24 protein-coding genes and 1 pseudogene are annotated in these 23450 nt (G+C 62.6%); 9 read left to right on the top strand and 16 right to left on the bottom strand.

Going from position 1 to position 23450, the window contains the following annotated elements; all coding sequences use genetic code 11:
* Positions 1–80: 80 nt before the first annotated feature.
* Complete coding sequence (locus AC25BC_RS03615; protein WP_128440106.1) at positions 81–992, bottom strand: DUF1499 domain-containing protein; 912 nt, start codon at positions 990–992, stop codon at positions 81–83.
* A 608-nt stretch (positions 993–1600) separates the two neighbouring features.
* Here AC25BC_RS03615 and AC25BC_RS03610 point away from each other — a divergent pair.
* The gene (locus AC25BC_RS03610) at positions 1601–1993 is read left to right on the top strand and encodes a hypothetical protein (RefSeq protein ID WP_017993220.1); all 393 of its coding nucleotides are present in this window, start codon (positions 1601–1603) and stop codon (positions 1991–1993) included.
* 16 nt (positions 1994–2009) lie between these two features.
* Here the strand turns inward: AC25BC_RS03610 and AC25BC_RS03605 are convergent, their stop codons facing one another.
* Positions 2010–2255 carry a hypothetical protein gene (locus AC25BC_RS03605; protein ID WP_017993219.1) on the bottom strand — a complete coding sequence of 82 codons (246 nt, stop codon included), beginning with the start codon at positions 2253–2255 and terminating at the stop codon, positions 2010–2012.
* A 124-nt stretch (positions 2256–2379) separates the two neighbouring features.
* Between AC25BC_RS03605 and AC25BC_RS03600 the strand changes: the two genes are divergently transcribed.
* On the top strand, positions 2380–2577 hold the full coding sequence (locus AC25BC_RS03600; RefSeq protein ID WP_012756389.1) for a hypothetical protein: 198 nt from the start codon (positions 2380–2382) through the stop codon (positions 2575–2577).
* An 8-nt stretch (positions 2578–2585) separates the two neighbouring features.
* Here AC25BC_RS03600 and AC25BC_RS03595 read toward each other — a convergent pair.
* Positions 2586–2741, bottom strand: a pseudogene (locus AC25BC_RS03595) (tRNA lysidine(34) synthetase TilS); the annotation flags it as partial.
* A 135-nt stretch (positions 2742–2876) separates the two neighbouring features.
* Here AC25BC_RS03595 and AC25BC_RS03590 point away from each other — a divergent pair.
* Positions 2877–3155: a hypothetical protein gene (locus AC25BC_RS03590; RefSeq protein ID WP_128440104.1), complete on the top strand. Its 279-nt coding sequence runs from the start codon at positions 2877–2879 to the stop codon at positions 3153–3155.
* A gap of 37 nt (positions 3156–3192) precedes the next feature.
* Here the strand turns inward: AC25BC_RS03590 and ppdK are convergent, their stop codons facing one another.
* The 7 genes from ppdK to AC25BC_RS03555 form a co-directional block, all read right to left on the bottom strand.
* Positions 3193–5898, bottom strand: a complete 2706-nt coding sequence (gene ppdK / locus AC25BC_RS03585; protein ID WP_128440103.1) for a pyruvate, phosphate dikinase — start codon at positions 5896–5898, stop codon at positions 3193–3195.
* 781 nt (positions 5899–6679) lie between these two features.
* Positions 6680–10141: a chromosome segregation SMC family protein gene (locus AC25BC_RS03580; protein WP_128440102.1), complete on the bottom strand. Its 3462-nt coding sequence runs from the start codon at positions 10139–10141 to the stop codon at positions 6680–6682.
* 327 nt (positions 10142–10468) lie between these two features.
* The gene (locus AC25BC_RS03575; protein WP_432431589.1) at positions 10469–11239 is read right to left on the bottom strand and encodes a DsbA family protein; all 771 of its coding nucleotides are present in this window, start codon (positions 11237–11239) and stop codon (positions 10469–10471) included.
* A 326-nt stretch (positions 11240–11565) separates the two neighbouring features.
* Entirely contained in the window at positions 11566–12567 is a 1002-nt protein-coding gene (locus tag AC25BC_RS03570) for a substrate-binding domain-containing protein (RefSeq protein WP_128440100.1), read from the bottom strand.
* A 26-nt stretch (positions 12568–12593) separates the two neighbouring features.
* Positions 12594–13526: an ABC transporter permease gene (locus AC25BC_RS03565; RefSeq protein ID WP_128440099.1), complete on the bottom strand. Its 933-nt coding sequence runs from the start codon at positions 13524–13526 to the stop codon at positions 12594–12596.
* 13 nt (positions 13527–13539) lie between these two features.
* On the bottom strand, positions 13540–15027 hold the full coding sequence (locus AC25BC_RS03560) for a sugar ABC transporter ATP-binding protein (protein ID WP_128407835.1): 1488 nt from the start codon (positions 15025–15027) through the stop codon (positions 13540–13542).
* A gap of 1 nt (position 15028) precedes the next feature.
* On the bottom strand, positions 15029–16033 hold the full coding sequence (locus AC25BC_RS03555) for a LacI family DNA-binding transcriptional regulator (RefSeq protein ID WP_128407836.1): 1005 nt from the start codon (positions 16031–16033) through the stop codon (positions 15029–15031).
* A gap of 237 nt (positions 16034–16270) precedes the next feature.
* Between AC25BC_RS03555 and AC25BC_RS03550 the strand changes: the two genes are divergently transcribed.
* Positions 16271–16714, top strand: coding sequence for an RbsD/FucU family protein (locus AC25BC_RS03550; RefSeq protein ID WP_128407837.1), 444 nt, complete (start codon positions 16271–16273; stop codon positions 16712–16714).
* Between the two features lie 106 nt (positions 16715–16820).
* Here the strand turns inward: AC25BC_RS03550 and AC25BC_RS03545 are convergent, their stop codons facing one another.
* The gene (locus tag AC25BC_RS03545; protein WP_128407838.1) at positions 16821–17312 is read right to left on the bottom strand and encodes a DUF721 domain-containing protein; all 492 of its coding nucleotides are present in this window, start codon (positions 17310–17312) and stop codon (positions 16821–16823) included.
* Positions 17313–17420: 108 nt separating this feature from the next.
* Here AC25BC_RS03545 and mutY point away from each other — a divergent pair, with 108 nt between their 5' ends.
* The 3 genes from mutY to AC25BC_RS03530 are packed head-to-tail and all read left to right on the top strand — an operon-like array spanning position 17421 to position 19500.
* On the top strand, positions 17421–18512 hold the full coding sequence (mutY, locus tag AC25BC_RS03540) for an A/G-specific adenine glycosylase (protein ID WP_128407839.1): 1092 nt from the start codon (positions 17421–17423) through the stop codon (positions 18510–18512).
* A 2-nt stretch (positions 18513–18514) separates the two neighbouring features.
* Complete coding sequence (locus AC25BC_RS03535) at positions 18515–19129, top strand: HAD family hydrolase (RefSeq protein WP_026157271.1); 615 nt, start codon at positions 18515–18517, stop codon at positions 19127–19129.
* A 5-nt stretch (positions 19130–19134) separates the two neighbouring features.
* Positions 19135–19500, top strand: a complete 366-nt coding sequence (locus tag AC25BC_RS03530; RefSeq protein ID WP_128440098.1) for a nuclear transport factor 2 family protein — start codon at positions 19135–19137, stop codon at positions 19498–19500.
* A gap of 99 nt (positions 19501–19599) precedes the next feature.
* On the opposite strand, the gene AC25BC_RS03525 is transcribed toward AC25BC_RS03530, so the two are convergent.
* From AC25BC_RS03525 to AC25BC_RS03515, 3 genes are all read right to left on the bottom strand, one after another.
* Positions 19600–20739 carry a site-specific DNA-methyltransferase gene (locus AC25BC_RS03525; protein WP_017993203.1) on the bottom strand — a complete coding sequence of 380 codons (1140 nt, stop codon included), beginning with the start codon at positions 20737–20739 and terminating at the stop codon, positions 19600–19602.
* Between the two features lie 178 nt (positions 20740–20917).
* On the bottom strand, positions 20918–21268 hold the full coding sequence (locus AC25BC_RS03520; protein WP_128440097.1) for an antibiotic biosynthesis monooxygenase family protein: 351 nt from the start codon (positions 21266–21268) through the stop codon (positions 20918–20920).
* Positions 21265–21594 carry an NIPSNAP family protein gene (locus AC25BC_RS03515; protein WP_018069138.1) on the bottom strand — a complete coding sequence of 110 codons (330 nt, stop codon included), beginning with the start codon at positions 21592–21594 and terminating at the stop codon, positions 21265–21267. The genes AC25BC_RS03520 and AC25BC_RS03515 overlap by 4 nt, the downstream gene beginning before the upstream one ends.
* A 72-nt stretch (positions 21595–21666) precedes the next feature.
* Between AC25BC_RS03515 and AC25BC_RS03510 the strand changes: the two genes are divergently transcribed.
* Positions 21667–22353 carry an ArsR/SmtB family transcription factor gene (locus tag AC25BC_RS03510; protein WP_020397366.1) on the top strand — a complete coding sequence of 229 codons (687 nt, stop codon included), beginning with the start codon at positions 21667–21669 and terminating at the stop codon, positions 22351–22353.
* Between the two features lie 35 nt (positions 22354–22388).
* Here the strand turns inward: AC25BC_RS03510 and AC25BC_RS03505 are convergent, their stop codons facing one another.
* A complete protein-coding gene (locus tag AC25BC_RS03505) occupies positions 22389–22829 on the bottom strand; it encodes a hypothetical protein (RefSeq protein ID WP_245459902.1) in 441 nt (146 codons plus the stop codon).
* Between the two features lie 147 nt (positions 22830–22976).
* Here AC25BC_RS03505 and AC25BC_RS03500 point away from each other — a divergent pair, with 147 nt between their 5' ends.
* Positions 22977–23201, top strand: coding sequence for a hypothetical protein (locus AC25BC_RS03500; RefSeq protein WP_012756369.1), 225 nt, complete (start codon positions 22977–22979; stop codon positions 23199–23201).
* On the opposite strand, the gene AC25BC_RS03495 is transcribed toward AC25BC_RS03500, so the two are convergent.
* On the bottom strand, positions 23198–23407 hold the full coding sequence (locus tag AC25BC_RS03495; protein WP_003557162.1) for a hypothetical protein: 210 nt from the start codon (positions 23405–23407) through the stop codon (positions 23198–23200). The two genes, AC25BC_RS03500 and AC25BC_RS03495, sit on opposite strands and share 4 nt — an antisense overlap.
* Positions 23408–23450 lie beyond the last annotated feature (43 nt).

The following is a 23450-nucleotide window of genomic DNA, read 5'->3' as shown; positions in this document are numbered from 1 at the left end:
CCCTTCGCTTGGGCTCAGGGCGTTCGCCGCTGCAATCCATTCACTGGATCGATTGCTGCCGCCTTCGGCGGCACCGCGGCTCACCCACCCGCAATTCCCAAGAGTTCGGCATCCAGCGCCTTCAGATAGTCGCCGGCGATTTCGGCGCTGAAGCCGAGGTCGTGTTGGCCGTAGCGGGAGGCGACGCGGATGTCGACGAAGGTGGTTTCGGCCTCTTCGCGGAGCCGAATGATGATATCGAAGCGCAGGCCGAGGATCAGCGTGCGGGTGGTGCCCTGCAGCGTCACGCCGTTGACGCCGCGGATCAGCTTGGCGACGTCATCGTCATAGGGGCGCGGCGTCGGCACGGGGATGGTATCGGGCGCATCGGCCACGGCATCGTCGCCCGGCGCCGGCGGCTTCACCGGCTTGTCCTCGGCATCACGGTCGGGCTCAGTGTCGCCACTGCTTTTCGTGATGGTAATGCCGCTCATCTTGGCGACCTTGCGCACCGCTTCGAGCACGCGGTCGAGCGCGCCTTCATAACGCCGGCCGGTGAGTTCGGGATAGGCGGCGAGCTGCTTTTCGCGATCCTCCGGCGTCACATCAACGTTTCGCTTCAGCCAGATCTGGTCGGAGTGCGGCGGCGAAAGCCAGTCGGGTGCGGAGACCGGATCGGTGGAAACGTCGTAGATATCGGGCCGCGTCATGTAACGCTCGGTGGCATAGGCGCCGAGGCCGAGCGGAAAGGCGGCAAAGATCAGCGCCGCCAGCGCCGCCAGCCCGCCCTCGGCCCCCGTCATCCAGAGGCTGCGCAGCCCGACTGCGGCGAGCATGACGGCAAGCAGCGCGCCGCCGGCGGCGGCAATCAGCAGCAGTACCAGATAGGGTGTGGCGAGGCCGCCGAAGCGATGGGCGATCATCACCGCCAGCGCCAGCACCAGGGAAAACGCCGCGAGCAGCCGCGAAAAGCGGGCGGCGTTGGAAACGGGGCGGTCGAAGCGGATGGCCATCAAACTTACCGGTTGCTCGTCAGCGCCCGCGCGTTCGACCACGCAAATCGCCATGCACCTGTTTAGAGCATGATGCCGAAAAGTGTGAAGCGGTTTTCGGACGACATCATGTTCTATTCATTGAATTAGATCCGGATTCAGATTTAGAGCCTTTCCGGGTTAGATTGCAGCATTCTGTTGGCTCAAACGGAGTCGGATGGTCGACCGGCCGGCGCGTGTCGTAGCCCGGCTCTACGGCCAAGCCGGCCGGTCGATCAGCCGGCCCGTTTCAGCCAACCCGAAGGGCCGGGCATCTTTCCGCCAGGGCAAAGGCGATCGGCTCGGACGTACCTTGGGGTATGCCCTTCGCCAATCGCCTTTGCCCTGACGAAAACCTGCTCCGGCAGAATGCTGCAATCTAACCCGGAAAGGCTCTAGGCCGGCCCGGCCTAACATCATCCGGATCTGGGGCAAGATTCGGCTAAATTGAAACTATTGTCTGAGGCATTGCGTTGGATTCCTCGGCGAAGGCCATGACGAACCGGCGGCGGCTTCATAAGCCCTTGCTGATATGTCAAAAAAAGGTCATTCTGCCGGGGTTTTATCTCCAGATGTAGAGGAGAGACGGGATGATTTCACCCGAGATTGCAGCAAGGCCGCAGGCGTCTGCGCTTGGCGGGATCGACCATCAGTCCGAGCCGATGCTGCCGATGGAGCTGCTTGAGCTCGAACTTTCGCTCGAAGGTTATGCCGGCGGCGATGCCGGCTTCTGCGAGGCGGTGCGCCAGGCGGCGGCCCGCTCCGGCGGCGAACTGCTGTTCGACCTGCCGGCCGGCGGCCTCATCGACGATTGCCGGCGCATCGCCGTGCTGCGCATTCCAGGCGACGGCCAGGAGATGCGCGTCGTGCTGGCGCTGCTCGACGGCAACGGCACCGAGATCCGCATGCAGGCGCCCGACGAAGAGACCGCGCCGCTGGTGCGTTTCGCCGATGCCTTCATCGAACTGCTGGAGCGGATCTGAATTCTAGATCAAGATGTTAGCGCCGCTCGGCCGCTGCTTCCGCAACGCTGCGGAAGGGAAACTTGCGCCCGCATTCGCACTTGATGACGAAATTTTCCTGGTGGTTGGAAGGCCGCTGCACGCCAAAACCGCGCGGCAGCTGATCGACCCTGAAATCCGGGTGCTTGCGCTTGGGATCATCAACTTCCGAGGCCTCGGCAAAGCCCTCATTGCCGCATTGCGGACAGTTCAGTTTTTTCGAAAATCGATCGCGAAGGGCCATGCTCGTTCCAAGGTTTGCAAGCTTTCCTCATACATAGGAATGGCCCTCATGCATAGAAAGGTTGGCAAGCGAAAGTGGAACCAAGTGCCAAGCCTGCCGTTCCTTTTTCGAAAAGGAGGCACTCATGCCCAACAAAGACCCGATCCCGACACCCAATGCCGACACACCGCGCGGCCCGACGCCGACCCCCGGCATTCCCGACCCCATCCAGCAAAAACCGCCGCTGACACCGGCGCAGGATCCGGCTGATACGAAGAATCCTCAGGATCCGCCGCTTAATCCGGCGCTGCTGCCGATCGGGGATCCGGCTGGGGCGGCGTGAAGTCAGGTGAGAGCGTCACCCCAATCTCCCTCATTCCTGTGCTCGTCACAGGAATCCAGTGCGCCCAAGTCCTTGGGCGCAGGAGACCGGCTTCGCCTATGAGCGTCATTCACCGCGCCGACGCGCGGTGGCTGGATTCCTGTGACGAGCACAGGAATGAGGGAGGAGAGGTCGAGTGAGACGCAACGGCAGACGGTTCGCGTCATCATCTAAGCCTCAGCGATCTCCTGGACCAAGAGCAACTTGACGCCCTCGCCCGAATGGCCTTTCCTCTGAGAAAGCATTCAAGGAACAGACCCATGCGCATTCGTCTTCTCATCACAGTCCTAGCCACCATCGTCGCCGGGCTTTCCGCCTGCCAGACGATGACGCCGGAGGAGCGGCGGGCGGCGGATGAGCAGCGGTGCCTGAGCTATGGCTTCCGCCGCGGCACGGATGGTTTTGCCACCTGCCTGCAGCGCATCGATCTCGACCGGCGCGCCGAATCGCGGGCGCAGAGTGCGGAGATGATGAACAACATGGCCTGGGAGCTGAACGGGCCTTATATCTACCGCGATCGCTGGCGGCATCGTCACTGACTGCCACGGGCGCCCTGCCCCAACTCCAGCGACTATCCTACACGGTTGCCCGCAGGTCTTTCGGACCGCGCCTGATCTCCAGATTGCCTGCAATCACCGCCTGCGCCGCAGCCAATCTGGCGATCGGCACGCGGAACGGCGAGCAGGAGACGTAATCGAGGCCGATCGTCTCGCAGAAGCGGATCGAGGCCGGGTCGCCGCCATGTTCGCCGCAGATGCCGAGCTTCATGTCGTTGCGGGTGCGCCTGCCGCGTTCGGCAGCGATGCTGATCAATTCGCCGACACCGTCGAAATCGAGCGAGATGAAGGGATCGTGTTCGATGATGCCCTTGCGCTGATAGGTGGGGATGAAGGCCGAGGCGTCGTCGCGCGAGATGCCGAAGGTGGTCTGCGTCAGGTCGTTGGTGCCGAAGGAGAAGAATTCGGCGGCTTCGGCAATGACATGGGCGCGAAGCGCCGCGCGCGGCAGCTCGATCATCGTGCCGACGAGATAATCGATCTTCATGCCGGCCTCGTTCATCACGTCGCCGGCCACAGCATCGATGTGCGCCTTGACGTAATCGAGCTCGGTGCGGAGGCCAACGAGCGGCACCATGATCTCCGGTACGACGGCAGCGCCTGTCTCCTTCGCTGCGGCGACCGCCGCCTCGAAGATGGCGCGGGCCTGCATCTCGACGATTTCGGGATAAGAAATCGCCAGCCGGCAACCGCGATGGCCGAGCATCGGGTTGAACTCGTGCAGCGCATCGACGCGCTGGCGAAGCACGGATGCCTCCATGCCCATGGCGAAGGCGACCTCGGCGACCTCGTCATCGGTCTTCGGCAGGAATTCGTGCAGCGGCGGATCGAGCAGGCGGATCGTTACCGGCAGGCCGTGCATGACGGTGAAGAGGCCGGTGAAATCCAGCCGCTGCATCGGCAGCAGCTTGTCGAGCGCCAGCCGCCTGCCCTTCTCATCGACGGCCAGGATCATCTCGCGCATCACGTGGATGCGCTCGCCCTCGAAGAACATGTGTTCGGTGCGGCAAAGGCCGATGCCTTCGGCGCCGAAGGAGCGGGCGGCGAGCGCATCGGCCGGCGTATCGGCATTGGTGCGCACCGTCATGCGCCGGGCGCGGTCGGCCCAGCCCATGATGCGGCCGAAATCGCCCGACAGCGCCGGCTGGATCATCGGCACCTCGCCTTTCAGCACCTGGCCGGCCGAGCCGTCGATGGTGATGATATCGCCCTTCTTCAGCGTCACGCCGACGCCGAGCAGCCGCTCGTTGCGCACGTCGATGCGCATGGTGCCGGCGCCGACGACACAGGGGATGCCCATGCCGCGGGCAACGACCGCCGCATGGCTGGTCATGCCGCCGCGGGTCGTCAGGATGCCTTCGGCGGCATGCATGCCGTGAATATCCTCGGGGCTGGTCTCGACCCTGAGCAGAATAACCTTGCGGCCTTCGGCTTCCGCCTCGACCGCCTCTTCGGCGGTGAAGACGATGGCTCCGGTGGCAGCCCCCGGCGAGGCCGGCAGCCCGGTGCCGATCACCTGGCGGGTGACGCGCGGATCGATTGTCGGATGCAGCAGCTGGTCGAGGCTGGAAGGCTCGATGCGCAGCACCGCCTCGTCCTCGGTAATCACCCCCTCGTCGACCATGTCGACGGCGATCTTCATGGCCGCCCGGGTCGAGCGCTTGCCCGAACGGGTCTGCAGCATCCACAGCTTGCCGCGCTCGATGGTGAATTCGATATCCTGCATGTCGCGGTAATGGATCTCGAGCTCGGTGCAGATGCGGCAGAGCTCGCGAAACGCCTCCGGCATCAGCTTTTCCATCGAGGGTTTTTCGGAGCCGGAGGAAATCCGCCCCTCCTCGGTGATGCTTTGCGGCGTGCGGATGCCGGCCACGACATCCTCGCCCTGGGCATTGACCAGGAATTCGCCGTAAAGCGCGCTCTCGCCGGTCGAGGGGTTGCGGGTGAAGGCAACGCCGGTGGCCGACGCATTGCCGAGATTGCCGAAGACCATCGCCTGGATGTTGATCGCCGTGCCCCAGCCTTCCGGAATATTGTGGAGCTGGCGGTAGGTGACGGCGCGCGCGCTCATCCAGCTGGAAAAGACGGCGCCGACCGCGCCCCAGAGCTGAACTTCGGGATCCTGCGGGAATTCCTGCTCCAGTTCCTCCTCGATCAGCTTCTTGTAGAGCGAGACGATATGCTGCCATTCCGAGGCGCTGAGCTCGGTATCGAACTCATGGCCGAGCTTGGCCTTCTCGTCTTCCAGGATCTCCTCGAAGGCGTCGTTGCCGAGGCCCATGACGACATCGGCATACATCTGGATGAAACGGCGGTAGCTGTCCCAGGCAAAACGCGCGTCGCCGGCATCATGGCCGAGCGCCTGTACGGTCTCGTCGTTGAGGCCGAGATTGAGCACGGTGTCCATCATGCCCGGCATGGAAACGCGGGCGCCGGAGCGCACCGAGAGCAGCAGCGGCTGGCTGACGGAGCCGAAGTGACGGCCGGTGACCGCCTCGATCGCCGATATGCCGGCGCGGACCTCCGCCTTCACCGCATCCTCGATATGGCGGCCGTTCTTGTAATAGGTGTTGCAGGCGTCGCTGACGATCGTCAGCCCCGGCGGCACCGGCAGTCCGAGCGCGCACATTTCCGCCAGATTGGCGCCCTTGCCGCCCAGAATCTCGTGATCGCGCGCCCGGCCCTCAGCCTGCCCGTCGCCGAACCTATAGACCCACTTGGTCATCTTCCCCCCAACACCAAATCGAGATTAGCTTAATCCGTTGGTGTTGAAATGAAAATCGACAAATGCGGCAGAATGTTGCGCTGCACAATAAATCTTGGCTGTGGCCGACGTCGAAACGGTTGAAAGGTGCTCAAACAGAAAAAAGGGCACAAAAAAAGCTTTGCGGGACTGCAACAATGTCCCGCAAAGCCTTGTTTCCGTCCGGCCAGGAAAACCGGACGGGGGGTCCCTCAACCCGAAAACGATTCAGCTTTTTCTCAAAACAGAACCGTCCTGATCTCGTTTTACGCAATTCCTGGGAAAATAGATCACCACTTCCCAAGATTTGCTCTCGGTTTCCGGTTCTTGCCCTCGCCCGGAAAACCGCACGCAAATTCGACAATGCGCAACCTCTGGTCGCCCGCTTTCCAGCAGAGTAATTAGGTTGCGTTGAAACAACTTCTAATGCAAGTCAGCGAAAAGAGCATCACCCAAATGGGGTACAAGCGACAAGAGAGCCGACCTTTTTTGGTGTTTATTGCTCAGTCCTTGATTTTACGCAATTTCTGGGCGCAAAACCGCGCCGCACCTTTACGGAAATTGCGTCTGCGCTCGGCGGCTCCGTGGATGCTCGGGTCAAGCCCCAGCATGACGGAGACGGAGGGCGCGATGGCAAGAGGGGAAACGCCCGGAGCATTGTCTTGGTCAGCAGGTTCCCCACCCTCCGTCATCCTCGGGCTTGACCCGAGGATCCACACCGCGAACGCCAAGAGAGACCGCAAAGGCTCTCCTCACGAAAACCTCAGGCAATCTCGCGCAGGCGCTCGGCCATTTGCAGGTCGACGGAGACGAGTTGGGAGACGCCCTGCTCGGCCATGGTGACGCCAAAGAGGCGGTTCATGCGGGCCATGGTGATCGGATTGTGGGTGATGATGACGAAGCGGGTTTCGGTGGAGGCCGCCATTTCGTCCATCAGATTGCAGTAGCGCTCGACATTGTGGTCGTCGAGCGGCGCGTCCACTTCGTCGAGCACGCAGATCGGCGCCGGATTGGTGAGGAAGACGGCAAAGATCAGTGCCATCGCCGTCAGCGCCTGTTCGCCGCCCGATAGCAGCGTCATGGTCTGCGGCTTCTTGCCGGGCGGGCGGGCGAGGATTTCGAGGCCGGCTTCCAGCGGATCATCGGATTCGATCAGCTGCAACTCGGCGGTGCCGCCGCCGAAAAGATGGGTGAACAGCCGCTGGAACTGGGCGTTGACGATGTCGAAGGCGGCGATCAGCCGCTCGCGGCCCTCGCGGTTGAGGCTCTGGATGGCGCCGCGCAGCTTGCGGATCGCATCGATGACGTCGTCGCGTTCCTTGATCAGCGCTTCGAGCTTCTCGCTCAGCTCCTTCTGCTCCTCGTCGGCGCGCAGGTTGACAGCACCCAGCCGCTCTCGCTCGATCCTCAGGCGTTCCAGCTCGCGTTCGACTTCGCGCGGATCGGGAAGCGCCTGCATGGTCGGGCGGCCGGTCAGTTGCAGCGCCTCGTGCGGGGCGACGTTCAGGACCTCGCGGATGCGGCCTTCGCTTTCCTGCCGCTTCTCGCGGGCGGAAACCAGGCGCTCCTCGGCGCGGCCGCGGCGTTCACGGCATTCGGCAAGTTCCGACAGTGCCGTCGTCGCCTTTTGGTCGGCCTCGCGCTGGATGCGTTCGGCCTCGGCCAAGAGATCGCTGGCCTGGCGGCGCGCCTCCTCGGCCTTTTGCAATTCGCTGAGCAGAGCGCGGCGCTTGTCGTCGAATTCATCCGGCGCCAGTTCGAGCTCGGCTGCCTCGTCCCGCGCCTCTTCCTCGCGCTCGCGCAGCGTCGCGACATGATCTTCAGCACTTGCCGCCCGCTGGCGCCAGGTGTCACGCTCCTGGCCGATCGCCATGATGCGGCGCTGGCGGGCTTCGTTTTCCCTCGCCAGGCTTTCATGGCGGGCGCGGCTTTCGGCCAGCGCGCCGCGATCGGTCGCCACTTCCGCCTGCTGGAAGCGCAGCCGCTCGTCGATATCAGTCAGATCGGGCGCGTCCTCCAGCTCGATGCGGGCATTCTCTTCCTGGATGGCGATCTCTTCCAGCTGCGTGCGCAACTGGCTGGCGGCCTCGCTGACGACATCGCGGCGGCGGATCAGATCGCCGGAGGCACGCTCTGCGGCAACAAGCGCATCGCGCGCTTCCGCGAGATGACGTGCCGAAAGACGGCTCATGTCGCGCGCCTCGGCAAGCCGGCGCTCCTCCGCGCGGATCGCTTCGGCGGCGGCCGCCTGCCGCTCTTCAGCTTCGGCAAGCACGTCGCGGGCAAGGGCTGCTTCGCTTTCCAGTTCGGCCAGGCGGTTCTTCTGGGCAAGGCGGAGCGCCGCAGCACTCGGGGCGTCGGCACCGGTGACGTGGCCGTCCCAGCGATAGACCGCGCCCTCTTTCGTCACCAGCCGCTGGCCGGGCTTCAGCGCCGCCATCAGCAGCCCGGCATCTCCTTCCGCCACCAGGCCGATCTGGCGCAGGCGGCGGGTGAGCGCTGCCGGCGCGCGGACATGGGCCAGCAGCGGCGCAACAGCGGATGGAAGTGCCGGATCGCCGGCGCCATCACCGTTGTCCGACCAATGGGCCGGCGCCTCGGCATCGAGCGGCGATTCCAGATCGTCGCCGAGGGCGGCACCGAGTGCCGTTTCGAAGCCGCGATCGACCTTCAGCTCGTCGGCAACCGGCGGAGATTTGCCAGCGGCGGCACCGGCGGCGAGCATGCGGGAAATGGTGCGCGCCTCGGTTTCCAGCGCATTCAGGCTCGAGCGGGCCTGATCGACCGGCGGGCGTGACAGCGCCTCGGTCTGGCGGGCGCTAGCAAGCGCCTGGTCGACCGCCTGGACGGCGGCTTCGGCGTCGGCGACGGCAATCTCGCCGGCCTCGACGATGGCGCGTTTTTCGTCGGGATCGGGCAGGCCTGATATCTTCTCGCCGACGGCTGACAGTTCCTGGTTTGCCTCGTCCATCTGGCGTTCGAGGCGCATCCGGCGGTCCGTCAGATCGCGGATGGCGCGCTCCAGCTGGTTGCGGCCGGCGGCAGCCTCGGCGCGCTCGGCGGTCAGCTGGGTAAAGATGCGCTCGCTATCGGCCAGTTTTGCCGCAGCACCCTCGAAGGCCTCGCGGGTTTCCTCGGCATAACGGCCGGAATCGGCGAGGATTTCTGAAATCTCAGCCTCTTCGGCATCGAGCCTCGCCAGGATGACGGCATTGTCGGCCACCAACCGCTGCTCGCGACTTATATCCTCGGCAAGCTGGGCGAGACGACGGGTCAGCTCGTCGCGGCGGCGCAGGATGCGGCCGGCATCTTCCTCCAGCTGGCTTCTGGCGATCTGCAGGCGCTGCAGGGCGGCGGCGGCACGCGCCTCGCCCTCGCGCAGTTCCGGCAGCTTCAGGCTGGCGATAGCCTGGTTCTTTACCGCCTCCATTTGCATCTGCGCCTTTTCGGCGACGACGGAGGTCGCCTGGTTCAGCGCGCTGTCGGCCTCGGCCTCGGCTTCCTTCGCCTGCACCCAGCGGATATGTAAAAGCATCGCCTCGCGGGCGCGGATATCGGCAGACAGCGTCTTGAAGCGGTTTGCCTGGCGGGCCTGGCGCTTCAGGCTCTCGATCTGGCTTTCGAGCTGCGAGGTGACGTCGTCGAGACGCTCGAGATTGCCTTCGGCGGCGCGCAGCCGCAGCTCGGCCTCGTGGCGGCGGGAATGCAGGCCGGATATGCCGGCCGCCTCTTCCAGCAGCTGGCGGCGGGCCTGCGGCTTGGCCTGGATCAGCTCGCCGATACGGCCCTGCCCGACCATCGAGGGCGAACGCGCGCCGGTGGAGGCGTCGGCAAACAGCAGCTGCACGTCCTTGGCGCGGCTTTCCTTGCCGTTGATGCGATAGAGCGAGCCTTGTTCACGCTCGATGCGGCGGGTGACCTGGATCTCGTCGCTGTCGTTGAAAGCGGCAGGCGCGGTGCGATCGGCGTTGTCGAGATAGAGCGCCACTTCGGCGGTGTTGCGCGCGGGGCGGTTGCCGGAACCCGAAAAGATCACGTCGTCCATGCCGGAGGCGCGCATGTTCTTGTAGGAATTCTCGCCCATCACCCAGCGAAGCGCCTCGACGAGGTTCGACTTGCCGCAGCCGTTCGGGCCGACGACGCCGGTCAGTCCCCGCTCGATGATGAATTCCGTCGGCTCGACGAAGGATTTGAAGCCGACCAGGCGCAGCTTGTTGAACTTCATGCAGCCGCTCCGCAGCGCTCTGCGGGTGTGGAGCCCCCCTCTGCCCTGCCGGGCATCTCCCCCACAGGTGGGGAGATCGGCAAGTGGCGAGGGCTTCCCCAAACAACTGAGCGTTCATGCAGCGCAGCCGTAGAAGCGACGGTCATGAAAGATGAAACATCACCCCCAGCCGATCTCCCCACTTGTGGGGGTCCGAAGGACGGGTCGAGACCCGTGGCTCGACCCCGGGTCCGGCAGGACAGAGGGGGGTACGCCTTGCTCCCACGCAGCCACAAAAAAACGGGCGCACGGCTTTCGCCGTCGCCCGTTCTATCGAAACGATCCGGTTCAGAGCAGGCTGTCGATGAGCTTCGACAAAGTGTCAACCGGCATGTCTCCAGAGTAGCGCTTGCCATTGATCAGGAAAGTCGGGGTGGCGTTGACGCCGAAATCCTTGGAACCTCTTTCCCGCGTGGCGTTCACTTCATCCAGAAGCTTCTGGTTCGTCAAGCATTTCGTGAAGCTATCCTCAGTAAATCCGGCAAGCTTCGACATCTGCAGCAGTGCGGCGCGGCCATCATCGGCGGCAGCCCAGATCTGCTGCTGCTTGAAGAGCATCGAAACCATCGGGAAATACTGTTCCGGCGTGCTCAACTGTTCCGGATTGGAAGAGCTGCAGCGGGCGAGCATGAAGGCTGCGGCGGCGCGCGGGTCGAAGGGGAATTCGCGGATAATGAACTGCACCTTGCCGCTGTCGACATATTTCTGCTTGATCGTGTCGAAGGTGGTGTTGTGGAAATGGGCGCAATGTGGGCAGGTCATCGACATATATTCGACGATCTTGACCGGGGCATCGGCCTTGCCGAGCGCCATCTCCGGCAGCACGCCGGGCTTCAGCACCTCAGCCATGTCGACATCGCCATCGGACTCCGGCATTTCGGTCGCCGAGGTAGCTGCCGTCTGCATGGTGTCGACATTGGTGCCATCAGCCATGGTCTTGCCGGAGGACGAAGCATCGGCAGCGTCCATGCTGTCGTTGCAGGCGACAAGCGCTACGGCAGCTGCGGCGATGGCGATACCGCTGAGCAGGCGGCGTTTCGTCAGTTGCATTTCGGACATCTGCATGGATTCCCCATAACTAATGAGATTGACGGCATGACTGTGCGATATAACGGCTGGCGGCCACTCACAAGGCACGCTTCGCCAACTTCCTTCAAAGAATTGTGACCGCGGGAAGACGACTAGACCAAAAATTGCAGGATTGGAGGTTTTGCCGATTTCATCGGCAGACATCGCGGCGGCTGGGGCGCGGGGGAAAAGCCCATCAGGCAGACCAGGTGGCCTTGGGGTTCGGGCGGTCGGGGAACGGTCAACGGCCTGATCTTTGTATCTCGAACCAAAGTCCGGCGCTTCTGTTGTCGCGCCGGACTTCGAAGTCTATCGGATTACTTGCATTCAGGGTCGTCGCCGAAGCCCTTGCAGAAGAACTCGGCAGCGTTCTCCTTGGTGATCATCTTCGACGCAATCTCGATTTCCATCGAGCCGTCGTCCTTCTTGGTCAAGGTTCCGAGCTTTTCCAGCGCTGCGGTGTCATTGGTGGCAAGCGCATGCGCGGCAATAACGCCTTCAGGCGCGACGGTGGAATATGTGAAGGTCGCGGTCAGATCGCCCTTGGCAACGGCGCGGATGGCGGCGTTCTCGCCGTCGATGCCGATGATGAGGATGCCTTCCTTGTCGCGGCCGGCGGCCTGGATCGCCCGCAGCGCCCCAAACGCCATGTTGTCGTTATGGGCGTAAACGGCTTGAATCTGCCCGGCCGGGAAACGCTGAAGCGCGTCTTCCATGAACTTCAACGCCTTTTCCTGGTCCCAGTCGGCGTGGGTTTCGGCGATCACCTTGATCTCGGTACCAGCGATGGCTTCGGCAAAACCCTCATGGCGCTCCACCGCGGGAGCGACAGCCGGATCGCCCTTGATCTCGACGACATTGCCCTTGCCTTTCAGCGCCTCGGCTACGTACTTGCCGGCAAGCGTGCCGATCGGTTTGTTGTGCGGGCCGACATGCAGCGTAACGGGAATATCGAGGCCGCGCTCGAGCGTGATGACCGGAATGCCGGCCGCCAGGACCTGCTTGATGGTCGGAGCGATGGCGGCGCTATCCTGCGCCGAAATCATCAGAACCTTCATGCCCTGGACCATCAGGCTTTCGACATCCGAAATCTGCTTTGCCGACTTGCCTTCCGCGTTGGTGACGATCAGATCGACATCCTTGAAGTGTTCCGCTGCATAGGCCTGGTTGCGCTTGGTCATCGTGTTGCGGTGGGCGGAGTTCGAGCTCGCCTGCGAGAAGCCGATGACGATCTTGTCCGCGCTGAAGGCGGGTGCGGCGGTCAAGACGGTGGCGAGGCCGGCGGAGATAATGAGCATGCGTCTGGTGATGTTGAGCATTTTAAGTCCTCCCTCTGGTTAACACGCTACTTGCGTGGTTTTCTTCCGGCTTCGAGCAGCACGGCAAGAACGATGATCGCGCCCTTCACCACCTGTTGTGAGAATGGTGAAACGCCTGCGAGATTGAGAATGTTTGCGATGATGGCCAGCACCATGGCGCCGCCGATCGTGCCGAGAACAGTGCCTTCGCCGCCGAACAGCGACGTGCCGCCGATCACCGCGATCGTGATCGCTTCCAGTTCGAGGCCGAGGCCGGAATTCGGGTCGCCGACGGAAAGACGGGACAGGAAAATCAGGCCGGAAAGTGCCGCCAGCACACCACATATGATGTAGACGCTGAAGATGACGAGCGGCACGTTGATGCCGGAGAGCCTCGCCGCCTCCTCATTGCTGCCGACCGCATAGATGGCCCGGCCGAACTGCGTGAAGCTGAGCACGACGGCGGCTATGATGCAGACTGCCGCAAAGACGTAGATCGGTGTCGGCACGCCCAGCATGTAGCCGCCGCCGAGCACGAAGAAACTGTCGGCGAGCTTTCCCGGATTGACGGTCCCGCCATCGGCGATCATCAGCGCGAAGCCGCGCACCATGACCATGCAGCCGAGCGTCATGATAAATGCCGGAATGCGGAAATAGGAAATGCCGAGGCCGTTGACGCAACCGACGAGGGCGCCGATGGCGAGACAGATCAGCACCATCAGCGGGATGGGCACCCCCTGCTCCATCAGCACCGCGCCGGTAACGCCGACCAGCGCGACGATCGACCCCACCGAAAGATCGATCCCCTTGGTGAGGATCACGAATGTCATGCCGATGCCGAGGATCCCGTAGAGCGCAACCTGCCTCAGGACATTCAGGATGTTGATGGGGTTGAGAAAATGAGGAGAGATCAGCGAGGCGGCGATGATCAGTACGATCAGTGCACCGGCAAGACCCGTTCCGCGCGGAAGATATTTCATGGTAGTCCCCTCATTAATGTAGTGCCGCGAAGTGCATGACGTCTTCTTCAGTCGCGGTGCGCGCGTCGAGTTCAGCCGTCACCTCGCCCTCTCTCAGGACATACAGCCGGTCGCACAAACCAAGGATTTCAGGCAGTTCGGAAGAAGCGATGACGATTGCCAGCCCGCGGGCCTCCGCCAGTTCGACCAGCAGGTCGTAGATCTCGCGCTTGGCCCCGACGTCGACGCCACGTGTGGGCTCGTCGGCCAGCAGGATCTCGCATCCGGCGCTGACCAGCCTCGCCAGCACGCATTTCTGCTGATTGCCGCCCGAAAGGTTCTGCGTCGCTGCCGCGGCATTCGGCGTCCTGATCCGCAGCCGTTCGATCAGACCGTTCACGATTTTGCGCTCGCGGCGCAGAGAAAGAAGCCCGAAACGGACGATCTGCGCCAAGCTCGCCGACATGATGTTGAAGCCGACGCTCTGTATCAGGAAGAGGCCCTCCGTCTTGCGGTCCTCCGGCACGAGACCGAGCCCCTTGCTGATGCCGGCGCGCGGCGAACCGATGCTGGCCATCGCGCCGTTGATCCTGACTTCGCCGGCACCACGCGGATCCGCGCCGTAGATGGCGCGCAAAAGCTCGGTGCGGCCTGCGCCCGCCAGCCCGAAAAGACCGACGATCTCGCCCTTTCGAACATGGATGCTGACATTTTTGAGCAGCGCTGGCGTCGAAATGCCCTGAGCGGACAACGCCTCCTCGCCGATCCGGGGCGTGCGGGTGGGGAAGACGTCGCCCACTTCCCGGCCCACCATGCTGCGAATGAGATCGTCCGTCGTCAGACCATTGGAAGGTCCGTTGTGGATGACTGTGCCGTCGCGCAAAACGGTGACCGTGTCGCTCAGTTCGAAAACCTCGCGCAGGCGATGCGAAATATAAACGAAGGCAACGCCGCTCTCACGAGCCAGCTGCCGGACGACGCGAAACAGCTGGTCGATCTCTGCCTGCGCCAACACTGCCGACGGTTCGTCGAGAACGATGATCCTGGCATTGCGCGCCAGGGCCTTGGCGATCTCCACCATCTGTCGCTTGGCAACGGAGAGCGTCCCGATCCGAGCGGTCGGATCGACATCGAAACCGAGCCGGTCAATGACCTCGATGGTCCGGCGCTTTGCCTCGCCCCAGTCGATCAGGGCGCCCTTGCATGGCAGCCGCCCCATCAGAACGTTTTCGGCGACGGTCAGATGCGGCGCCTGAGCCAGTTCCTGATAGATAACCGCAACGCCGCGCGCGATCATCCCGGCTGGGGTCGGGTCGAGCACCGCTTCGCCAAAAAGCTCGATGCGCCCCTCGTCGGCCGAATAGGCGCCGGAAAGGATCTTCATCAGCGTCGATTTTCCGGCCCCGTTCTCCCCCACCAGCGCCCTGATTTCTCCGGGCTGCAAAGAAAACGACACGCCTTTCAGGGCCCGCACGCCCGGAAAGGATTTGGTGATCCCAGCAAGAGCCAGTGCCGACGTCATTTCAATGCCCTCCGCAGCCGCAGGAGCGGCGAATTACCAGTTTTGCCGGCAGGCGAACCTGCCGCACGTCTTCCGTGCTCGATTTGATCCGCCTGGACAGCATTTCCGCAGCCTGCATGCCGATCATCTCGCTCGGCTGCGCCATGACGGTCAGCCGCGGCTCGAAGCAGTCGGCCCAATCGAAATCGTCAAAGCCGATCAGCGCCAGATCCTCGGAGATGCGCAAGCCAAGATCCCGCACAGCGCGCATGACGCCGATCGTGGCCAGATTGTTGCCCGAGGCGATCGCCGTCGGTCGGTCCGCCCGGCTTAAGATCTCAAGCGCCGATTGGCGGGCATCCGCGCTGTTGGCATTGCCTTCGCTCATCAGGCTGCGATCGATCTCCAGCCCGTGTTTGCGCATGGCGCCGACATATCCACGCACGCGTTCGATCGTGGAAAGCAGCCCGGGCTCGCCGGCGATGAGGCCGATGCGACGGTGGCCGTGGCCCACCAGGTGGTCGATCAGCGTCTCCATCGCCGCCTCGTTGTCCAGGCAAACCCCGTCCGCATCGGCAACCGTCAGACGGTCGACAAGCACGAAGGGCATGCGAGACGATTTGAGATAGTCGATGGCGCGGTTTTCCGGATCGCCGGACGGAGCCAGAATCACCCCATCCACCCGCCGCTGGACGAGTTCGCGGACCAGCCGCAGCTCGGTCTCCGGATCGTTCTGCGTGTCGCACAGAAAGACGAGCTGGCCAATGGCCGCGCAGGCTCGTTCGATAGAAGACACGATATCGTTGAAATAGTAGTTGGTGCTGATCGAGATCGCGATACCCACGGCATCCGTCGATGATCGCACCAGTGACCGGGCCACGGCGTTCGGCACGAATCCGAGGGTTTCGATCGCCTGCCTGACGAGCGCCGCCGTCGCTTCGTTCACATGCCGCGTGCCGTTGACGACGTGCGACACGGTCGAGACCGAGACGCCCGCGGCGCGTGCAACGTCAGTGATTGTCGCCATGATTGCAGACCTCCCCCATCACGCCTGACGCGCAGCTTCAGACCGCCGCCGCGTCACCTCCAGAACAAAAAGTCGGAAATATTGCCGCCCGCGAACAAGCCTCCCAGCTCGGCGGTCACCCGGTCTATTTCATCCTCCAATGAAATGCTGGAAATCGATATATGGCCATCGAAACGTTTGCGCAAGCGTTTTCGTTAGCTATTATGGTGATATTGGAGTTTATTGGGAGGAGCAAACATGGCACTGAAAAACATTCCGGCGATTCTTTGCCCGGATCTTTTGTGGATACTGAGCGCGATGGGCCACGGGGATGAGCTCGCCATCGTCGACAAGAATTTTTCGGCGTGTCGCGTGTCGAAGAAGACCGTGACCGGCAAACTCGTGTCGATGAACGCGGCGAGCGCCACAGACGCCATAGCGGCGATCCTGGCAGTCATGCCGCTCGATCACTTCGTCGAACAGCCGCTCATGCATATGGAGGATCCGGATCAGGCCGGCACGATGCTACCGGTTCATGCGGATGTGGAATTGCTCTGCTCGACGGTCGAAAAGCGCAGCATCAAGAGCAGATCGATCGAGCGCTTCACCTATTATCCGTTGGCTGAATCCTGCTTTGCGGTGGTTCACACAGGTGAAACACGGCCCTATGGCAACTTCATCCTGAAGAAGGGTGTGGTTTAGCGATGGTCTGAAACGTCTCCAGGTCGCGGGAACGCTTGAAGGCGTGGCCTGTATGCGATTGGTCCGCCTGTGGATTTCATTGGCTCCGATCGAGCACGCGCCACATTTATCGTCCCTTCTTCCCCATCACCGCGGTGCCTAAGCGCTGGATTGCCTGGCGCAGCTTGTCGTTCTCGATGCCCTCCATCATGCCTTCGAGCTTGCGGGCGGCTTCGCCCTTCAGCGACGGCGGGGTGCGGGAGCGGCGGATGGTTTGTGAGACCGGCTTCTGGACGATGCGGATCTGGTGGACGGCGGCAAAGCCGAAGAAGCTGTTGATGCGCTGGATGAGTTCGCCCTGCGCATGGGTGAGGAACAGCGCACGCGCGCCTTCGCAGGCAATCGTCAGCACACCGGGGCGGAAGCCGCCGGTCTCATTGCCGCCGCGCGCCCAGGCGATCTTTTCCGGCCGGGTGCAATCTGCGAAATCCTCGCCGGCGATTTCGCTCCACGAGCCAAGCAGCGCCGTGTTGATGCCGGCGCGCCGGGCAAGGACGGGATCGATCAGCCCGTTGGCCAGTTCGGAGATCTGCTTTGCACCTTTGCGTGGATAACTCATCGAAACCCTTCAGCGACGCCGCCAATTCGCATGCCAATTCGTATTGGCGACTTGATCGCGCGGCATTGCTTCGTCAAGTATAGGCACTTCCCCCCATCGCGGCAAATCATGACGATCACCACACTCGACACGCCCTCAGCAAAGCCCCTGCTCGACTGGTACGATCGCCACCACCGCGACCTGCCCTGGCGCGTTTCGCCCGGCATGGCGGCCCGCGGCGTCAAGGCCGATCCCTATCGCGTCTGGCTGTCCGAGGTGATGCTGCAGCAGACGACGGTGCAGGCGGTCAAACCCTATTTCGAGCGATTTCTCCAGCGCTGGCCCGAGGTAACCGATCTTGCCGCAGCCGAAAACGACGCGGTGATGGCCGCCTGGGCGGGGCTCGGCTATTACGCCCGGGCCCGCAACCTGAAGAAATGCGCCGAAGCGGTGGCGAACGAGCATGGCGGCGTCTTTCCCGATACCGAAGAGGGCCTTAAATCCCTGCCCGGCATCGGCGACTATACGGCCGCCGCCGTCGCAGCCATCGCCTTCAACCGGCAGGCGGCTGTCATGGACGGCAATGTCGAGCGGGTGATCTCCAGGCTCTATGCGATCGCCACGCCGCTACCGGCCGCAAAGCCCGCGATGAGAGAGAAGGTGGCGCTGTTGACGCCTGCCGATCGGCCCGGCGATTTCGCCCAGGCGATGATGGATCTGGGTGCCACGATCTGCACGCCGAAGCGGCCGGCCTGTTCGCTCTGTCCGTTCCGGGGTGCCTGCGAGGCGCTCAAACTTTCCGATCCCGAGCTCTTTCCGGTCAAGGCGGCAAAGAAGGAGAAGCCGGTCAGATATGGCGCAGCCTTCATCGCGGTAACAGGTGATGGCGAGATCCTGCTGCGGCGGCGCATCGACAGCGGCCTGCTCGGCGGCATGACCGAGGTGCCGACGACGGCGTGGACGGCGCGCATCGACGGCGAGACCTCGGCCGCCGCCGCGCCCTTCGATGCGGCATGGCAGGCCTCTGGCACCGTCATCCATGTCTTCACCCATTTCGAGCTCAGGCTTTCGATCTGGCGTGCGGCAATCGCTGCCAAGGTCGGCACGAATGACGGATGGTGGGAGCCGGTTACAAATCTTGAAGCACAGGCACTGCCAACCATCATGAAAAAAGCGATCGCAGCGGCTATTCCTCTCGCGTTTAAAACATCCAAGGGATGACCATGACCACCGACATAAGACATATCGTTTTCGATATCGGCAAAGTCCTTATTCACTACGATCCGCATCTTCCCTTCAGCCGCCTCATTCCCGATGAGACCGAGCGCAACTGGTTCTTCGCCAATATCTGCACCCATGACTGGAACATCGAGCAGGACCGCGGCCGCACCTGGGCGGAGGCCGAAGCGCTGCTGATAAAACAGCACCCTGCCCGCGAAGAGCATATCCGCGCCTTCCGCAAATATTGGCATGAGATGGTGCCGCACGCCTATGACGACAGCGTCGCGATCATGGAAGGGCTGATCGCCGAAGGGCGTGACGTGACGATGCTGACAAACTTCGCCTCCGACACCTTCCGCGAGGCGCAGGCGCGCTTCCCCTTTCTGACCAAACCGCGCGGCGTCACCGTTTCCGGCGATGTCGGCCTGATCAAGCCCGATATCGCGATCTACGAGACGCATACGAAAAGCTTCGGCCTCGATCCGGCAGCGACGATCTTCATCGACGACGCACCTGTTAATGTCGAAGGCGCCAAGGCCTATGGCTGGAATGCGGTGCTGTTTTCGGGGCCTGAGAAGCTGCGTAGCGATCTTGCCGCTTATGGATTGAAGGTCTGAGACCCATGGCATTCGACCCCGCAGAAGAAATCGAATGTTTTCACGCCGCCATCAACGCCCTCGATTTTCCCGCCATCGAGGCCTATTTCGCCGAGGACGCGACCTATGTCTCGAACGGCGTCGGCGATCTCACCGGCCGCGCCGAGATCATGGCGGCCTTCCGGCGCTACTTCGACGACTATCCCGATCAGACGGCGGAAAATTCGCTGGTGGAAACGTTGACGCCGCTCTCCGGCCGATCGGTCTGGTCGGTACGCGCCACCCACAGCAAATCAGGCAAGCCGCTGATCCGCGAGGGCGAGGAGACGATCACCTTCAACGCGGAAGGCCGTGTCACACGGGTTGAGGTCACCGATTACCAGGACTTTTGAAAAGAGGACGCCCGGGTTTGACCCCGGGCGCCTTGGTCTTCTTCCGCAACTGGAGGGAAATCGGAAGAAGGTGGTTTCGATCCGTAGAGGCGTTGCTCACTACGCCTTTGCCAGATCACTGCGGATGACGGACCTGAGATCGTCGATCGGGCGCAGGGACTGCCCGTCTTCGAAATGCCAGAAGGTCCATCCGTTGCATGCATCGAGGCCCTGCACCTTGGCGCCGAGACGATGAATGGAGCCGGCCTCGCCGCCGGATGCTACCGTGCCGTCGGCGCGGACAATCGCGCTATAACGGCGCTTGGCGTCGGTCAGCACCTGGCCGGGCTTGATCAGGCCGCTTTCAACAAGCACGTTGAAGGCGACGCGAACTTCGGCCTTCTTGCCGGTCATGACGGTCAATTCCGCCTTGCCGAGCGGCTCGACGGCGGCGATGCGGGCCGAGGCCGCATCGATATAATCCTGTTCGCGCTCGATGCCGACGAAGTGGCGGCCGAGACGCTTGGCGACGGCGCCCGTCGTTCCCGAGCCGAAGAACGGATCGAGCACGATATCGCCGGGCTTGGTCGAGGCCATGATGACGCGGGCAAGCAGCGCCTCCGGCTTCTGCGTCGGATGCGCCTTCTTGCCGTCCTCGCCCTTCAGCCGCTCGCTGCCGTTGCAGATCGGGAACAGCCAGTCCGAGCGCATCTGCACGTCGTCATTGGCCGCCTTCAGCGCATCGTAATTGAAGGTATAGCCCTTGGCCTTGGCGCTGGGGCTTGCCCAGATCATCGTCTCATGGGCGTTCTGGAAGCGGCGGCCCTTGAAATTCGGCATCGGGTTGGTCTTGCGCCAGATGATGTCGTTGAGGATCCAGAAATTCAGATCCTGCAGCGTGGCGCCGACACGGAAGATATTGTGGTAGGAGCCGATCACCCAGATCGAGCCGGTCGGCTTCAATACCCGCCGGCAGGCCAGCAGCCAGGCACGGGTGAAGGCGTCATAGGCCTCGAAGGAGGCGAACTGATCCCATTCGTCGTCGACCGCATCGACCAGCGACTGATCGGGACGATGCAGCGTTCCGCCGAGCTGGAGATTATACGGCGGATCGGCAAAGATGATATCGACGGAGTGGCTGGGCAAAGCTTCAAGGGCACTGACGCAATCGCCCTTGATGATCGTGTCAACCCAAGAGCCCGGCCGGGAATCCGACTTGACGGAAGCCTTGAGGTCGGCAAGCGGAAAAACTGATGCCATTCTGATACTCACTCATACGCTCTACGCTTAACTGTCCGTTATGGTTACGCAACTTAGTTACCAAAGCCTGAAGCGGTGGCCGATTTCGGGAATTTATTCGGCCGGCCGATGAGTGAGCGGCAGACTTTGCCGACGTCGGCCGGCTGCCGAGCGGCGTCAAGAATGCCGCCGCCGGCGATCAGGCGGCGTCGTGAACCCTGCGGCTGTCGGCCGGCGCCTCGTCGCGTTCGAACATGCCGTAATCGCGGACGACACTGGCAATCCGCAGGCGATAGTCGGCAAAGATGCCGCCGCGTCCGGCCTGCTGCGCTGCCCGGTGCGCCTCGAGATTGCGCCATTCCTTCACCGCCTCCTCGTCGCGGAAAAACGAGAGCGACAGCAGCTTGCCGCGGGTCGTCAGGCTCTCGAAACGCTCGATCGAAATGAAGCCGTCGATCGTTTCAAGCTCGGCGCGCAGCTCGCCGGCAAGATCCAGATATTTGTGGCGTTCGCCCATATAGGGCACGACTTCGAAGATGACGGCGATCATGGCAGCACCAGCTTTGCGTGAGGGGCGGAGACATTTTTGAGGAAGATGCGATCCTCCTTCAGGATGAAGCCTTCGCGTCTGGCAAATTCGTAATTCTCACGGCCGAGCGGGTCGGCCGCCAGCCTGGCGCGATAGGCTTCGTAGGCGGCGAGGCTTTCGATATTGTAGACGCCGTAGGCGGTCGTTGCCGATCCCTCATGCGGGCCGTAATAGCCGATCAGGTCGGCGCCGTTCTTCGGAATTGCCTGGCCCCAGTTGCGGGCATAGTCGGCAAACGCCTCCTTCTTGAAGGGGTCGATCTGATAACGGATGAAGCAGGTGATCATATCGTTTCTCCTTTGGCTGCCCACCCGTTTTCGCACATTGCCTGACGGCGATGCTTCGGTTACGATCGAACTATGAAGGAAGGTCCTGACATTGCGCAGATCGGCGCGCTCATCGGCGATCCCGCCCGCGCCAACATGCTGGCGGCACTCACCGGCGGCCGGGCGCTGACGGCGACCGAGCTTGCCGGCGTCGGCGGCATCACCGTGCAGACGGCGAGCACGCATCTTGCCAAGCTCGAGGCCGGCGGGCTGCTAACCCAGCGCAAGCAGGGCCGCCACCGTTATTTCACGCTCGCCGACGAGGCCGTCGCCCGGCTGATCGAAAGCATGATGGGTTTTGCCGCCGGGCGCGGCCATCTGCGCCACCAGCCGGGACCGAAGGAGCCGGCGCTGCGCAAGGCGCGCATCTGCTACGATCACCTTGCCGGCGATTACGGCGTGCGCATGCTGGACAGCCTGATTGCCTCCGGCTCGATCGACGCGGTCGGAGACGGCCTGGCGCTGACGGAAAAGGGCGAAAGCGATCTCAAACGCATCGGCATTAATATCGGCGACCTCAGATCGTCGCGCCGGCCGCTCTGCCGCTCCTGTCTCGACTGGAGCGAAAGACGCGCGCATCTGGCCGGCAGCCTCGGCAAGGCGCTGCTTTCAAGCTTCCTCGACAAAGGCTGGGCGCGGCGCACGGCCGAAAGCCGCTCGATCCTGTTCTCTCCGGAGGGCGACCGGCAGTTTCTGAAGCTCTTCCCGGTCGATCCGTAGGTTATTGCGGACCTGCAAGAGGTTCCGAGGCGGTATCAAGCGCCCTCATCCCCTGCCCTCTTTTCATCTTCCTGCCGCACATGCGCCCGCAGCGCAGCGAGAGTGAGCGCCAGCGCCGCGTGATTGCTCTCGGCTTCACCCAGCACGCTTTCGCTCTCCTTGATCTCGCGCAGCTGCGCACCGTAGAGCGAATCATCCGGTGTCTGGCGGCCGCGGGCAAGGTGCCAAACCGCATCCGGCCGGACTTCCCGGCACAGATCGATGGCGTGATTGACGTCGTGCGTGAAGGGTCGCGCCATCAGGAAGCCGTGCTCAGACTTGATACTGCTCGGCAGGTAATCGTGAGGACCGTCGAAATCGTTGGGCTCGGCCGGCCGGAGTTGCTTCAACAGAAAGGCACAGGTGATGAAGGCGTCGATCCGGCTGTCGGGCATGTCAGTCTTTTCCAGGGTTTCGATGATGTCCTCGATCGTCATGCAGTCTTCCTCTTCATCCATTCTCTAGACATGCCGCTTGTTCTCCTCCCAAGAGCGGCGGTGACGTCCTCCTCGATCGCCATCTAGTGCATGAGAATGCCAAAGGTAGTCCCCGGACTGCGGTTAGTCTGGCATGAGGCGGATTTGATGGATGTCGCGCCATCCTCAACGAAGGCGCATCTCTGCCGTCTCGGCAACAGGCTCGCCTGCTTCCAGACCGTGTTCTCTCGGTACTCGCAAGCTAGCGGCGACTTGCCTCTAGAGCATGATGCCGAAAAGTGTGAGCGGTTTTCGGACGACATCATGCTCTACTTCTTTGATTTAGATCAGGATGATTTTAGGCCGATCGGGCCTAAAATCATCCTGATCTAGCAGCCTTTCTTCCTCATCTTCCTTTCGATCTTGGCTCTCTTGTCGGTGCCATCCCCGGCATGCTTTCCGCCGGTCAGGGCATTATCCTTCATCGCCTGCAGCTGCGCACAGCTTCGGTGCTTGCCCTTGGCGATGACGTCGGTGGATGTGAAGGCAAACAGCAGCACTACGGCTGCCGCCGGTCGGACGAAAGCTGAAAGCCTCATGGTCCCTCTCCCATTGTACGTGCATCGTACGCCCCAGACCGGT

This window comes from Rhizobium sp. WSM409, from assembly GCF_057653825.1.
The sequence above is the reverse complement of the archived record's forward strand: the minus strand, read 5'-3'. Positions and strand labels throughout refer to the sequence as shown.